The organism is Pseudomonas sp. GW821-FHT05H12 (assembly GCF_059419385.1).
Map to the genome: position 1 here is coordinate 63,243 of NZ_JBWKRS010000023.1, position 12,994 is coordinate 76,236.

The 12,994-nt window shown below is 62.7% G+C and carries 14 protein-coding genes; 6 read left to right on the plus strand and 8 right to left on the minus strand.

The window, feature by feature from the left end:
- Positions 1-61 precede the first annotated feature (61 nt).
- A complete protein-coding gene (locus AC07SU_RS19905) occupies positions 62-1,042 on the plus strand; it encodes a Gfo/Idh/MocA family protein (protein ID WP_494997995.1) in 981 nt (326 codons plus the stop codon).
- 46 nt (positions 1,043-1,088) lie between these two features.
- On the plus strand, positions 1,089-1,718 hold the full coding sequence (locus tag AC07SU_RS19910) for a ribonuclease T2 family protein (protein WP_176997821.1): 630 nt from the start codon (positions 1,089-1,091) through the stop codon (positions 1,716-1,718).
- Here the strand turns inward: AC07SU_RS19910 and AC07SU_RS19915 are convergent.
- Positions 1,715-2,152, minus strand: coding sequence for an Rrf2 family transcriptional regulator (locus AC07SU_RS19915; protein ID WP_176997820.1), 438 nt, complete (start codon positions 2,150-2,152; stop codon positions 1,715-1,717). The two genes, AC07SU_RS19910 and AC07SU_RS19915, sit on opposite strands and share 4 nt — an antisense overlap.
- 145 nt (positions 2,153-2,297) lie before the next feature.
- On the opposite strand from AC07SU_RS19915, the gene AC07SU_RS19920 reads away from it, so the two are divergent.
- Positions 2,298-3,182 (plus strand): NAD(P)/FAD-dependent oxidoreductase, encoded by an 885-nt coding sequence (locus AC07SU_RS19920; RefSeq protein WP_494997996.1) that lies wholly within the window; start codon positions 2,298-2,300, stop codon positions 3,180-3,182.
- Here AC07SU_RS19920 and AC07SU_RS19925 read toward each other — a convergent pair.
- Positions 3,172-3,870, minus strand: coding sequence for an SDR family oxidoreductase (locus tag AC07SU_RS19925; RefSeq protein WP_494997997.1), 699 nt, complete (start codon positions 3,868-3,870; stop codon positions 3,172-3,174). The genes AC07SU_RS19920 and AC07SU_RS19925 overlap by 11 nt on opposite strands.
- Before the next feature lie 107 nt (positions 3,871-3,977).
- On the opposite strand from AC07SU_RS19925, the gene AC07SU_RS19930 reads away from it, so the two are divergent.
- Together AC07SU_RS19930 and AC07SU_RS19935 are read left to right on the plus strand one after the other, a co-directional pair.
- A complete protein-coding gene (locus tag AC07SU_RS19930; RefSeq protein ID WP_494997998.1) occupies positions 3,978-4,412 on the plus strand; it encodes a winged helix-turn-helix transcriptional regulator in 435 nt (144 codons plus the stop codon).
- 53 nt (positions 4,413-4,465) lie between these two features.
- Positions 4,466-6,154, plus strand: a complete 1,689-nt coding sequence (locus tag AC07SU_RS19935) for a phospholipase D-like domain-containing protein (RefSeq protein ID WP_494997999.1) — start codon at positions 4,466-4,468, stop codon at positions 6,152-6,154.
- A 6-nt stretch (positions 6,155-6,160) separates the two neighbouring features.
- On the opposite strand, the gene AC07SU_RS19940 is transcribed toward AC07SU_RS19935, so the two are convergent.
- From AC07SU_RS19940 to AC07SU_RS19950, 3 genes are all read right to left on the minus strand, one after another.
- Complete coding sequence (locus AC07SU_RS19940; protein ID WP_494998000.1) at positions 6,161-6,739, minus strand: TetR/AcrR family transcriptional regulator; 579 nt, start codon at positions 6,737-6,739, stop codon at positions 6,161-6,163.
- Between the two features lie 64 nt (positions 6,740-6,803).
- Positions 6,804-7,646, minus strand: coding sequence for an alpha/beta fold hydrolase (locus AC07SU_RS19945; RefSeq protein WP_494998001.1), 843 nt, complete (start codon positions 7,644-7,646; stop codon positions 6,804-6,806).
- 131 nt (positions 7,647-7,777) lie between these two features.
- Complete coding sequence (locus AC07SU_RS19950; RefSeq protein ID WP_494998002.1) at positions 7,778-8,797, minus strand: NAD-dependent epimerase/dehydratase family protein; 1,020 nt, start codon at positions 8,795-8,797, stop codon at positions 7,778-7,780.
- A gap of 169 nt (positions 8,798-8,966) precedes the next feature.
- Between AC07SU_RS19950 and AC07SU_RS19955 the strand changes: the two genes are divergently transcribed.
- On the plus strand, positions 8,967-9,554 hold the full coding sequence (locus AC07SU_RS19955) for a LysE family translocator (protein WP_176997814.1): 588 nt from the start codon (positions 8,967-8,969) through the stop codon (positions 9,552-9,554).
- On the opposite strand, the gene AC07SU_RS19960 is transcribed toward AC07SU_RS19955, so the two are convergent.
- From AC07SU_RS19960 to AC07SU_RS19970, 3 genes are read right to left on the minus strand one after another with little or no spacing between them, the layout of a single operon-like run.
- Positions 9,496-10,371, minus strand: coding sequence for an AraC family ligand binding domain-containing protein (locus AC07SU_RS19960; RefSeq protein WP_494998003.1), 876 nt, complete (start codon positions 10,369-10,371; stop codon positions 9,496-9,498). The genes AC07SU_RS19955 and AC07SU_RS19960 overlap by 59 nt on opposite strands.
- Positions 10,368-11,972 carry an ABC transporter ATP-binding protein gene (locus AC07SU_RS19965; RefSeq protein ID WP_494998004.1) on the minus strand — a complete coding sequence of 535 codons (1,605 nt, stop codon included), beginning with the start codon at positions 11,970-11,972 and terminating at the stop codon, positions 10,368-10,370. The genes AC07SU_RS19960 and AC07SU_RS19965 overlap by 4 nt, the downstream gene beginning before the upstream one ends.
- Position 11,973: 1 nt before the next feature.
- A complete protein-coding gene (locus AC07SU_RS19970; protein ID WP_017738565.1) occupies positions 11,974-12,993 on the minus strand; it encodes an ABC transporter permease in 1,020 nt (339 codons plus the stop codon).
- Between the last annotated feature and the right edge of the window lies 1 nt (position 12,994).

Sequence of the window (12,994 nt, forward strand, 5' to 3'; positions counted from 1 at the left end):
TGGCATAGAGCCTCGGGGTTGTGGATACTGCCCGACTGATGAATTCGCACGAGGACAACGGATGAACACCGTACGTTGGGGCATGATCGGCTGTGGCAGTGTCACTGAATTGAAGAGCGGGCCGGCTTTCTACAAAGCGCCAGGTTCCGCGCTGGTGGCCGTGATGGGGCGCCGCGAAGAGGCCGTGCGCGATTATGCGATGCGCCATGGCATTGCGCGCTTCTACACCGACGCTCAGGCCTTGATCGATGACCCCGAAGTGGACGCGGTGTACATCGCCACGCCGCCTGACAGCCACCTTGAATACGCCCTGATGGTGGCGGCAGCCGGCAAGCATTGCTGTGTCGAAAAGCCCATGTCGTTGAATGCCGAGCAGAGCGCGCTGATGCAGCGCACCTTCGAGAAGGCCGGGCTGCATCTGTTTGTGTCGTATTACCGCCGCTCGCTGCCACGCTTCCAGCACGTGCGCGACTGGCTGCGTGACGGGCGCATCGGTGAGTTGCGCCACGTCACCTGGACGCTGTGCAAGCCCGCTGCCGTCGAGGATGCCAACGCCGCCAACTGGCGCACCGACCCGGCCATCGCCGGTGGCGGATACTTTGCCGACCTCGCCAGCCATGGCTTTGACCTGTTCCAGTACCTGGCCGGGGATATCGTCGAAGTGTCCGGTTTTACGTCGCGCCAGGAGGGCCGCTATGCCGCCGAGGACGCCGTCACCGCCAGTTGGCGCTTTGCCAGCGGCGCACTCGGCATGGGCTGCTGGAACTTTGTGGCGGACCGGCGCGAAGACCTCGTGGAGCTGATCGGCAGCCGCGGGCGCATTCAGTTTTCGGTGTTCGACGACCAGCCGTTGCGGCTTGAGGGCGAGTCCAACGAAGTGCTGGAGGTGCCGTGCCACACGCATATCCAATGGCATCACGTGCTGGGTATGAATGCGCACATTCGTGGCGAGGCCGAACACCCGTCGCTGGCGATCGAAGCGTTGAAAACCGACAAGATTCTGGACCGGGTGCTACTCCGTAACCCCCATCAACCCGAATAGTCGGGCTAGGGTGGAAGGGTGAATGACTTTCTCAAGGAATAGACCGATGAAGTACTGGATGTTGATGTGGCTGGCGATTGCCACGAGTGTGATGGCAGCGCCACGGGAGCAGGGGACGCCTGGGGCGTTTGATTTTTATGTGTTGTCGTTGTCATGGTCGCCGACGTTTTGCCTGACGCACCCGGACAATGAACAGTGTTCCGGCAAAGGCTACGGTTTTGTGTTGCACGGCTTGTGGCCGCAATACGCACGGGGAGGGTGGCCGGCTTCGTGTGCGCCGCAATCGCAATTGAACCGCGAAGAGATCGACAAGGGTGCAACGCTGTTCCCGACCCGTTCGCTGCTCAGGCACGAATGGGCCAAGCATGGCACCTGCAGCGGACTGGAGCCGCTGGCGTACCTGGAAAAAACCGATGCAGCGCTGGGCGCGGTTGTCATTCCGCAGCAGCTGCAGCCGTTCAACACGCCGCCTTCATTGCAGGCCAGCGAGATCGAAGCGTTGTTTCGGCAAAGCAACCCGCGCATGGGCAACCGTGGGCTGGCAGTGATCTGCAAAGGCAAGGTGCTGTCGGAAGTGCGTGTGTGCCTGACCAAAGACCTGGCCTTCGCCGGCTGCCCGCGTAGCGTGAAAAGCCAATGCCGTGACGGCGATATCCGCATCCCTTCGCAGCGCTAGGGCAGCATGGCCACGCGGTAGCGCTCGTCAAAATCTTCGGCCAACTGCGCCAGGGTGACATCGCCCAGGCGCTTGAGCAGCAAGGCCTGGGCCTGTTCGAACGCGTCCGTCAGTGCCGCGTTCACCGCTTGCTCCACCAGACATTGCGGGTGGTCAGTGGACAGGCCGATGGCAAAGATCGACGGCGTGCCCAGCGCGTTGTGGATGTCCAGCAGGGTGATTTCACTCAAGGGTTTGCCCAGGGTCCAGCCGCCCTGGTGGCCTTTTTCCGAGCGCACATAGCCTTTTTCCTTGAGCAACCCCAGCGTGCGCCGCACCACCACCGGGTTGGTGCCCAGCATTTGTGCAATGGTGTCCGACGTAGCGCGCTCTTCGTGGCGGCCCATGTGGATCAGCACGTGGAGCATGCGGGACAGCCGGGTGTCGTTTCTCATCAAAAAACCTCAGGTCGATTCGACGCAAAGTATCGTTCGTAACCTAAAAAGTTGCGAGACTCTTGACGGCGTATTTTTACGTAACTTATGGTGTGTCGTGAAAGTGCCCGGACAACCAGGGCGCATGCACAGCGAGAGCACAGCCATGATGTTCGACGTCATTATCGTAGGCGGCAGCTATGCCGGCTTGTCCGCAGGGTTGCAACTGGCACGGGCGCGACGCCAGGTGTTGGTGATTGATGCCGGGCTTCGGCGCAACCGGTTTGCGGCCACCTCCCACGGTTTTCTGGGCCAGGATGGCCAGCCACCTGCGGTCATCGCGGCCGAAGGGCGCAGCCAATTGATGGAATACCCGACGGTAACCTGGGTACAGGACACGGCGCTTGAAGCGCTGCGTCAGCCTGAGGGTTTCAGCCTGCGTACTCAATGCAACGGCACGTTCAGCGCCAAGCGCCTGATCCTGGCCAGCGGTGTGGTCGATGACTTGCCGTCGATCGAAGGCTTGCAGGAACGCTGGGGCACGCGAGTGTTTCATTGCCCGTACTGTCACGGTTATGAGCTGGACCAGGGCCAAATCGGCGTCTTGGCCACTTCACCCCTGGCGATGCACCACGCGTTGATGTTGCCGGATTGGGGCAGCACCACCTTGTTCACCAACGGCGTGTTCACGCCGGATGCCGAGCAGCAGGCGCAATTGGCCCGGCGTGGCGTCAGCGTGGAAAGTGCGGGGGTAAAACGCATCAGCGGCGAGCGTGCTGATCTGGAACTGGTCGATGGGCGGGTGTTCAAGCTCGATGGCATTTTTACGATGTCGCGTACCCGCATCAGTCCGCTGGCGGAGCAATTGGGGTGCGAGTTGGTTGATGGCCCCACGGGCCCGTATCTGTTCACCAACGAAACACGCCAGACCTCGGTGGACGGCGTGTTTGCCTGTGGCGATGTGGCGCTCGCCGGAGGCTCTGTGGCCTTGGCAGTGGGTGAGGGCGTGCGCGCCGGGGTGGGCGCGCATTTTTCGCTGATCAGCGGCTGAGGTAGATTGGGCGTTCGGTGGACAGCGACGCCTTCACTGCGTGGCCCATGTCACTGATCACCACTTCTTCGCGGCCCTCGCTGAGCCCTTGCAGGGTCAGTGCAACCACTTCCTGCGGCGTGCTCTTCGGCGCTTCGATGCCGGCGGTCATGTCGGTGTCGATGTAGGCGGGGTGCACGCCGATCACCAGGGTTTGTTGCTCGCGCAATTCACCACGCAGGCCGTTGGTGAGACCCCATTGGGCGGATTTTGAAGCGCTGTAGGCTCCGGCGCCCGGGCTGCTCAGCCAACTCAATACCGAGATGATGTTGATCAGCGCACCGCCGCCGTGTTTGGCCAGGACCGGCGCAAAGGCACGAGTCACGCGCAGGGTGCCGAGGGTGTTCACATCAAAGTGATGCTGCAGGTTTTTGACACTGTCGGCATCCAGCAGGGCGCCGCGTTTGAGGGCACCGGCATTGTTGATCAGCACACTGACATCGCTGCATTGCTCGGCGGCGCGCTGCACGCTGGCTTCGTCGGTGATGTCGAGGGCGACAGGCGTGCTGCCGGGAATATTCACGCTGGCCGCATCCCGTGCACCGGCATACACCTTGGCGGCACCCGCTTGCAGCAAGGCTGTCACAAACGCTTTGCCCAGGCCGCGATTGGCACCGGTGACCAATACCACTTTTCCACGAATATCCATGATGAGCTCCGTACGCTGATTTAGGTTTAATGATGAAACTGTTTTTATCCTGAGCGCATCGGTCCTATAATGCAACCTAATATTTCTAACAGCCTGGAGGCCTCACGATGAAACGCAAATGCCTGGAAGGTGACGGTTGCCCGGTCGCCCGCGCATTGGATGTGGTGGGGGATTGGTGGACGCTGCTGATCATCCGCGATGCGTTTGCTGGCGTGACGCGCTTCGGTGATTTCCAGAAACGCCTGGGCGTGGCGAAAAACATCCTCGCCACGCGCCTCAAGGGCATGGTCGAACAAGGCCTGCTGCAAACCAGCGAAGTGGGCGCACGCAGTGAATACCAACTGACCGACAAAGGCCGCGCACTGATGCCGGTGCTGGTGACCCTGGCGCAATGGGGCGAAACCCACACCCAGCCGGAGACGGTAGGGCGGCGAGTACTGGACGCGCGTTCACTCAAGCCATTGCGCAAGGTGGAGGTGATGTCCGAGGACGGTCGCGTGCTGGGCCTCGAAGACATTGTCACTCAGGCCCCAGTGGCTTGATCAGGCGCACGCGCTAGACTCTACACACCGCCTCTTCGCACAAAGGACATCGCTTGAGCGCCGACTTCGAGAGCAAGACCACGTTCCAGGGACTGACCTTCAAGCTGTACCGTGGTGAGGGGGCGGCGCTGTTGGCTTTCGATTTGGCGCCGGACCTGGCGACGCCGGATTTTGTCGGGTTCAGCATCGAAGTGCGCTACCCCGGCGCCGATCACTGGGGCGTGCTGCACAACCGCCTGCACTTCGACTACCCGCCCACCCCGGAGCAGCCGCGCAGCTTTCCGTCCACCGAGGCGCCGTTCCAGAAATTCCGCTGGATCCACGTGCCCAGCGAGATCCTGCCCGGTCTGTTCCGCTACCGCGTCACTGCGTGCTACATGGGCGCAGACGGTACGTTGTCCAAGGGCGTCAGCCTGGAAAACCAGGTGTCCCTGGAAGCGCAAACCATCAGCGACTTCGTGAACATCGGCTTCACGCGCGGCTTTGCCTCATCCCAGGCCTACGGCGATCGTTTCAACAATGAAACCCGCATCCTGCCGCCCCCAGGCTCAGCGCCCCGCGCCTACCTGGACCTGGACATGGCGCCCTTCGAACGCAACTACGCCTGGCTGGGTTTCGAAGCGCGGCAGTTGATCCTCAACGTGCTGGATCAAGTGGCCAATGACCCCGAGCTGACCCTCGACGCGCTGATCTACGAGAGCAAGGAACCCGACATCCTGCGCCGCCTCGAAGGCCTCGGCCCACGGCTGCGGGCGATCATCGACGACCATGGTGACCAGGGCGCCGACGACAGTTGCGAAAGCCTCAGCGCTGCACGCCTGACGGCGGCGGGGGCGCAGATCCAGCGCCTGCATTTCTCCAGCCAGCAACACAACAAAGTGCTGATCGTGCGGCGCGCTGGCAAGGCAATCCGGGTGTTGGGCGGCTCGACCAATTTCGCCCTGCGCGGCTTGTATATCCAGGCCAATAACGTGCTGCTGTTTGACGACGCCACGGTGGCCGGCAAGTTTGCCGAAGTGTTCGATGCCTATTGGTCGGCGCCCACCACCTTTCGCAAGCACCCGCTCTCGCAACAATGGTGGGTGGTGCGCGATCAGCCGGGTTCCAAAGTCTCATTGTGCTTCGCGCCTCACGCCGACAGCGCGCTGTCCCTGGACCCCATCGCCACCAGCATCGAGCAGGCCACCAGTTCGGTGTTGTACTCCATCGTGTTTCTGAGCCTGATCAACGGCAAGGTACGTGACGCCCTGGACACGCTGATGCAGCGCTCGTTGTTCTCCTACGGCGTGGCCCAGCGCACCGGCAAGCTGGCGGTGCGCAAGCCGGATGGCTCGGTGGGCTTGCTGCCGTTCGGCTACCTGGCCAGCAACGTGCCGGCGCCGTTCAAGGCTGAATGGTCGGGCAATGCGGGGAACATGGTGCACAACAAGTTTGTGGTCACCGACTTCAATGGAGCCAACCCCACGGTGTACACCGGCTCGTCCAACCTGGCGGGCGGCGGTGAGAAGAACAACGGCGATCACCTGATCCGCATCGAAGACCGCAAGATCGCCGTGGTGTATGCGATCGAGGCGCTGCGCCTGTTCGATCACTTCCACTTCCGGGTCAATGCGAGCAAGCCCGGCGCGCTGCAAACGTTGCGCCTGGCCAAGCCGCCCGCCGCAGGGCAAAAGACCTGGTTCGACGCGTATTACAGCCCCGGCCACGTCAAGGCCCGGGACCGTGAGCTGTTTGTGAAATAAGCGCGCTCAGCCGTCCACCAGTTGCTGGAACAGCGGCGTCAACAGATCGATCAACACCTGCGGGTCGGCCTTGGCCAGCGCCGACAGTTCGAGCATCTGGCGCATTACCTGAAAGCCCGAGACCAGCGCCATCACCAATGCCGCACGCTCTTCGTGGTGCGCGCCCTTGAGCGCGGCCGCCATGGTTGCCTGATGGCCTTTTTCCACTTGTTCGCGACCGATCACGGCGGCGCGTTTGCTCGACGCCGAATGCAGCATGATCAGGAAGCCTTCCAGCGGTGTGCTGCCGGCCTCGGTGATGCTGACCAGTGCCGTGGCGATCGTGCGGCCGAGGTTCTGCGCGCTGAGGTTGTTTTCGGTGAGGATGATCGGGCTGGCCATGGTCTCGGCGATCACCTCGGCAAACAGCTGCTCCTTGGAGCCGAAGTAACGGTTGACCAGCATCGCCGTCACGCCCGCACCGGCCGCGATTTCACGCACGCCGGCACCGTCGTAGCCTGACTGGGCAAAGGCCTTGCGCGCTGATAACAGGATGGCGTCGCGGGTGGCGGCGGCATTGCGCCGTCGTGGAGTGGGGTTGGGCATTGGCGTCCTGACGTGGCTGGGGGCTGTGGGCGCGCAGGTCGTGCGCGCCCACAGGGTACAGGGTCTATTTGCTGTCGAGGAAGCCCAGCACCGCGGCATTGAACAACGCCGGGTCCTGCAGGAAGGCAAAGTGGCTGGTGTTGGGCAGAATCAGCAGGCCGGCACCGGGGATGGTCGCGGCCATGTACTCGGTGTGTTCGCGCTTGATCGCTTCGTCATGGTCGCCATCGGCAATCAGGATCGGCGTCTTGATGCTTGCCAGTTGTGCGTCGGTCCAGTTCGGTTGGCTGGCCCACATGTGGCTGATCTGCTCGACGAACGCATCGTACTCTTTCGGCGTTGGCGACAGCTTGGCGTACTCCTTGCCGGCGCGTTCGATAAAGGCGGCAAAGGTCGGGTTTTTCTCGACGGCGTCTTTTACACCAGCGGTCTGGGTGTTGGCGGCAAACGCAAAGACCTTGCTGATGCGGTCCGGATGACGCAGGGCCAGGTCGATGCCGATGATTGCGCCGTCGCTCCAGCCGACGATGTCGGCACGCGGGATCTTCAGGTTGTCCAGCACGGCCACCACATCGTCGGCCATCAGGTCGTAGCCGTACGGCTGTTCATTGCGTGAGCTGCGCCCGTGGCCACGGCTGTCGATGCTGATCACTTCGTGCTTGGCCGACAGGGCTTTGACCTGGTTGCCCCAGTAATCCGAGTTGGACAGGCCGCCGTGCAGCAACACCACCGGCGAACCGTGGCCGGTGCGGGTGTAGTAGACCTTGATGCCGTTGACCGCGGCATAGCCGGTTTTTGCGCCGGCCACGGGGGCGGGTGTCGGCGGCAGGGTTTCCCAGCGTTCAGCGGCCTGGGCCGCGGAAAAAGACAGCAACAGGCAGGCAGCTGCCAGTAGACGGCGTGACATGGCGGTTCCTTTTTGCAGTGAGTAGGCGCTGAACTCTAGCACCGCCCCTAGTCGGCAAAAACGCATTTTTGCCTATCGAAAATCGTCAGCTGAAAGAAAAAAATTCAGCTATATCAATGGAATAAAAGCGTCTAAAGCGCCTTGTGGTCGATCAGGCCAGTGGCACAATCGATCAATGTGTCCTCCGCCGGGCGCGCTTGCCAGCCCAGCAGCAGGCGTGCCTTTTCCGCGCTGTGGCGGTGGGCGCGGCCAAGGTTGGGGGTGAGGCCGCGCAGCAGCGGATCGAAGCGCGCCAACAGGCGCAGCAGCCAGTCGGGGATAGTGCGCGTGGGCACCTTACGTGCGGCGTCACCCAGGCGGTCGCGCAGCACCTGGGAAATCTCGGCCATCCACATGAACCTGCCGACGCCGAGGAACCGTTGGCCTGCAGCGGCGGGGGCGGTCATGGCGCGGATATGCAGGTCGGCCAGGTCACGCACATCCACCACTTCGAAGCCCAGGCGCGGGTTGCCCTTGGCGCGGCCTTGCAACAGACGCGCGATGACTTGCACCGAGCCCAGGGTATCGCGCCTCATGATCGGCCCGAAGACCGCACCGGGCAACACGGTGGTCAAGGTCGTCGGCCCCTCGTGCCTGGCCATGAAGTCCCAGGCCGCCCGCTCGGCCTGGCGCTTGGCGTGGCGGTAGGGGGTGACGTTGGTTTCAGTGGGGTCGAACCACACCGTCTCGTCGCTCAGGCTGTCGGGGCTTTGCAGCGGCGGGGTGGCGACGGTGGCGGCGCTGGTCATCACCACCCGGCGCACGCCAGCACCGGTGGCGGCACGCAGGATGCGCAAGGTGCCGTCCCGTGCGGGGGCGACCATGTCGTCCAGGTGTTGCGGCGCGTCCAGGCCCAGGGGCGAGGCCACGTGCAGCACATAGTCACAGCCGATCATCGCGGCGTCCCAGCCTTCGTCGCGGGTCAGGTCGACGGTGAAGAACGTCAGCCGGTGATGATCGATACCCAAGCCACTCAACGCGGCGCGCACCCCAGCCTCCTTGTCAGGGCTGCGCAAACTGGCGCGCACCTGATAACCCTGTTGCAACAGGCCTGCCAGGCACCAGCCGGCGATGTAGCCCGTGCCACCGGTGACCAGAACTGTCTCAGCCATAACCTTTCTCCCGCCTGTGTGAACGAAGTGAGGCTGACTCTAGGGCTGAAATCAGTATAAGTCTACAGTCGTATACAAAATAATTCAGAGAGGGTTATTTTCTTCAATACCCCGCGAAGACGGCGCTTTAACGTGTGCCCTCGTGACTCGTCGACTAAAAGGAACCGCAATGAGCTCTCTTCTTTCCATGGCCGCCTTCGCCCTGGCCACGTCTATCACGCCGGGCCCGGTGAATGTGGTCGCGCTGAGTTCGGGGGCGCGCTTCGGCTTCGTCGCCAGCCAGAAGCACGTGTTCGGTGCCGCCAGTGGCTTCACGTTGCTGCTGGTGCTGATCGGCCTGGGGTTGCACGAAGTGCTGGTGCGTTGGCCGATCCTGACGCAATTGATCCAGTGGGGCGGGGTGGCCTTTTTGCTGTACATGGCGTGGAAGCTGGCGGCAGACGATGGCCGGCTGGACGCCGACGGCACGGCCACAGCGCCATCAATGCTGTATGGCGCGATCATGCAATGGCTCAACCCCAAGGCGTGGCTGGCCTGCGTGGCAGGGATGGGCTTGTTTGTGGCCGATGGCGATGCGCGGCAGGTGTGGCTGTTTGCGGCGCTCTACCTGGTGATCTGTTACCTGTCGGTGGCGTGCTGGGCCTATGCAGGGACCTTTTTGCGTCGCTACTTGAGCAACCCCCAGGGCATGCGCCTGTTCAACCGCTCAATGGCCGCGTTGCTGGTGGCCAGTGTGGGTTACTTACTGATGGCTTGAGCACGTCACGGTATTGCCCGGGCGTGGCCGCAAAATGCTGTTTGAAGGCCCGTTGGAAATGCGCCTGGTCGGCAAAACCTGCAGCCAGCGCCACATCGGCGATCAACTCGCCCTGGCGCAATTGGGCGCGGGCAAACTGGATGCGCTGGTTCACCAGGAACGCATGGGGCGTCAGCCCGTAGTACTGCCTGAAGGCACGGATCAGGTAGGAGGGCGACAGCTCGGCGGCCAGGCAAATGTCTTCCAGCTTCAGCGCCTGGGTACAGTGTTCACGGATGTATTCGGCCGCGCGCTCCAGCTTGCCATTGACCTCACGCAACGGCTTGCCCGACGGGTTCAGGCGCTGTTGCACGTCGCTGAAATAACTGACCAGCGCACTCTGTTTGTGCAGGTGTTCGGCGTGCTCGTCCACCAGTACCCGGTACAGTTCCAGCAGGCAACTGTACAGCGCCTCATCCTGGATATAGGGCGTGTTGAACGGCCTGTAACCTTCCTCGGTGCTGAAACCCAGCTGGTGTTGCAGGTCCGTGAGCCAGGGCGTATCGATGTAGAGCATCCGGTAGGACCAGGGCTCGTTCTCGATGGGGTTGCAGGCGTGCACATCCCCCGGGTTCATCAACACCACCGTGCCGGCGCTGATCTGGAATGTCTGTGCGCCGTAGTGGTAATAACTGCGCCCGTGGGTGACCGCGCCGATGGAAAAGTGCTCGTGGGCGTGGCGGCTGTAGGTCACGTCGCGCCCGTCGGCGATGGCCCGTGCTTCGATAAAGGGCAGTGCAGGGTCACGCCAGAAGAGCGGGGCCGTTGCGGCGGTCATGGACTGGGCACCAGGAACGCCGCCTCAAGCAATTGCCGGGTATAGGCATGCTGCGGTGCGGCGAAGATCGCCTTGGCATCGCCTTGTTCCACTACCTGCCCATGTTTGACCACCATCAGCTGATGACTCAGCGCCTTCACCACCGCCAGATCATGGCTGATGAACAGGTAGGTCAGGTTGTACTTGGCCTGCAAGCTGCGCAGCAATTCCACCACCTGGCGTTGCACCGTGCGGTCCAGGGCCGAAGTGGGCTCGTCCAGCAGGATCAGGCGCGGCTTGAGCACCAGGGCGCGGGCGATGGCGATGCGTTGACGCTGCCCACCGGAGAACTCGTGGGGGTAGCGGTGGCGGGCGTCCGGGTCCAGGCCCACTTCCTTGAGCGCGGCGATGATCGCTGCTTCCTGCTCGGCCGGGGTGCCCATCTTGTGGATGCGCAGGCCTTCGCCAACGATCTCACTGACGCACATGCGCGGGCTCAAACTGCCGAACGGGTCCTGGAACACCACCTGCATTTCCCGGCGCAGCGGGCGCACTTGTTGCTGGTTGAGCTGGTCCAATTGCTGGCCTTCAAAACGAATGCCGCCCTTGCTGCCGATCAGCCGCAGAATCGCCAGGCCCAGGGTGGATTTGCCCGAGCCGCTCTCGCCGACGATGCCCAGGGTCTGGCCCTGGGGCAGGCTGAAGTTAATGCCGTCCACGGCTTTGACGTAATCGACGGTGTTGCGCAGAAAGCCCTTCTTGATCGGGAACCAGACCTTCAAGTCATCCACTTCAAGCAGCGGCGGGCCGACCTCATTGGTCGCCGGGCCACCGCTCGGTTCGGCCGCCAGCAGTTCCTGGGTATAAGGATGCTGAGGCGACTGGAACAGCGTCTCGCAATCGGCCTGCTCGACGATGCAACCCTTCTGCATCACACACACGCGGTGGGCAATACGCCGCACCAGATTCAGGTCATGGCTGATCAGCAGCAGCGCCATGCCCAGGCGCGCCTGCAACTCTTTGAGCAGTTCAAGAATCTTCAACTGCACGGTCACGTCGAGGGCGGTGGTGGGCTCATCCGCAATCAGCAGCTCCGGCTCGTTGGCCAATGCCATGGCAATCATCACCCGCTGGCGCTGGCCGCCGGACAATTCGTGGGGCAGGGCCTTGAGGCGCTTGTGCGGCTCGGGGATCCCCACCAGCTCCAACAGCTCCAGGGTGCGCCGGGTGGCGACCTTGCCCTGCAGGCCTTTGTGCAGGCCCAGCACTTCGTTGATCTGCTTCTCGATGGAGTGCAGCGGGTTCAACGAGGTCATCGGTTCCTGGAAGATCATCGCGATGCGGTTGCCGCGAATATGGCGGATGGTTTTCTCTTTGAGGGTCAGCAGGTCCTGGCCGGAGTACTCGATGCTGCCCGACGGATGGCGCGCCAGCGGGTAGGGCAGCAGGCGCAGGATCGAGTGGGCCGTCACCGATTTGCCCGAGCCGCTTTCGCCCACCAGCGCCAGGGTTTCGCCGCGCTTGATATCGAAGCTGACGTTGTTCACCACGCGGTGGTGGTGATCGCCGGTGACAAACTCGACGCTGAGGTCGCGGACTTCGATCAGATTATCCTGATTCATCTCATTTCCTCGGGTCGAAGGCATCGCGAGCGGACTCGCCGATAAACACCAGCAAACTCAACATGATCGCCAGCACGGCAAAGGCGCTCATGCCCAGCCACGGCGCTTGCAGGTTGGATTTGCCCTGGGCCACCAACTCGCCCAAGGACGGCGAACCGGCCGGCAAGCCGAAGCCGAGGAAGTCCAGGGCGGTGAGGGTACCGATGGCGCCCGTCAAAATGAACGGCATGAAGGTCATGGTCGAGACCATCGCGTTGGGCAGGATGTGGCGGAACATGATCGCGCCATTCTGCATCCCTAAGGCCCGGGCTGCGCGCACGTATTCCAGGTTGCGCCCGCGCAGGAACTCGGCGCGCACCACGTCCACCAGGCTCATCCACGAGAACAACAGCATGATCCCCAGCAGCCACCAGAAGTTGGGTTGCACGAAACTGGCCAGGATGATCAGCAGGTACAGCACCGGCAGGCCGGACCAGATCTCCAGGAAACGCTGCCCGGCCAGGTCGACCCAGCCGCCATAAAAACCCTGCAAGGCGCCGGCGATCACGCCGATGATGGAGCTGAGCACGGTGAGCGTCAGGGCAAACAGCACCGACACCCGGAAGCCATAGATGACCCGCGCCAGCACATCGCGGCCCTGGTCATCGGTGCCCAGCAGGTTCACCGACGAGGGCGGCGCAGGGGCCGGCACCTTGAGGTCGTAGTTGATGCTCTGGTAGCTGAACGGGATCGGCGCCCACAGGGTCCAGGCATCCTTGGCCTTTAGCAGTTCCTGGATGTACGGGCTCTTGTAGTTGGCCTCCAGCGGGAACTCGCCGCCAAAGGTGGTTTCCGGGTAGCGCTTGAGTGCCGGGAAGTACCAGTCGCCATCGAAGTGCACCGCCAGGGGCTTGTCGTTGGCGATCAACTCCGCGCCCAGGCTGAGCACAAACAGAATCAGGAACAGCCACAACGACCACCAGCCACGCTTGTTGGCCTTGAAGCGCTCGAACCGACGGCGATTGAGGGGGGACAGGTTCATC

What these genes read in the sequence shown, in the direction of transcription:
- AC07SU_RS19960 (WP_494998003.1), bottom strand. Translation starts at nt 10,371, where the DNA reads ATGACCGCCGCAACGGCCCCGCTCTTCTGGCGTGACCCTGCACTGCCC.
- AC07SU_RS19965 (WP_494998004.1), bottom strand. Translation starts at nt 11,972, where the DNA reads ATGAATCAGGATAATCTGATCGAAGTCCGCGACCTCAGCGTCGAGTTT.
- AC07SU_RS19970 (WP_017738565.1), bottom strand. Translation starts at nt 12,993, where the DNA reads ATGAACCTGTCCCCCCTCAATCGCCGTCGGTTCGAGCGCTTCAAGGCC.
- AC07SU_RS19920 (WP_494997996.1), top strand. Translation starts at nt 2,298, where the DNA reads ATGATGTTCGACGTCATTATCGTAGGCGGCAGCTATGCCGGCTTGTCC.
- AC07SU_RS19945 (WP_494998001.1), bottom strand. Translation starts at nt 7,646, where the DNA reads ATGTCACGCCGTCTACTGGCAGCTGCCTGCCTGTTGCTGTCTTTTTCC.
- AC07SU_RS19905 (WP_494997995.1), top strand. Translation starts at nt 62, where the DNA reads ATGAACACCGTACGTTGGGGCATGATCGGCTGTGGCAGTGTCACTGAA.
- AC07SU_RS19930 (WP_494997998.1), top strand. Translation starts at nt 3,978, where the DNA reads ATGAAACGCAAATGCCTGGAAGGTGACGGTTGCCCGGTCGCCCGCGCA.
- AC07SU_RS19940 (WP_494998000.1), bottom strand. Translation starts at nt 6,739, where the DNA reads ATGCCCAACCCCACTCCACGACGGCGCAATGCCGCCGCCACCCGCGAC.
- AC07SU_RS19910 (WP_176997821.1), top strand. Translation starts at nt 1,089, where the DNA reads ATGAAGTACTGGATGTTGATGTGGCTGGCGATTGCCACGAGTGTGATG.
- AC07SU_RS19915 (WP_176997820.1), bottom strand. Translation starts at nt 2,152, where the DNA reads ATGAGAAACGACACCCGGCTGTCCCGCATGCTCCACGTGCTGATCCAC.
- AC07SU_RS19955 (WP_176997814.1), top strand. Translation starts at nt 8,967, where the DNA reads ATGAGCTCTCTTCTTTCCATGGCCGCCTTCGCCCTGGCCACGTCTATC.
- AC07SU_RS19950 (WP_494998002.1), bottom strand. Translation starts at nt 8,797, where the DNA reads ATGGCTGAGACAGTTCTGGTCACCGGTGGCACGGGCTACATCGCCGGC.
- AC07SU_RS19925 (WP_494997997.1), bottom strand. Translation starts at nt 3,870, where the DNA reads ATGGATATTCGTGGAAAAGTGGTATTGGTCACCGGTGCCAATCGCGGC.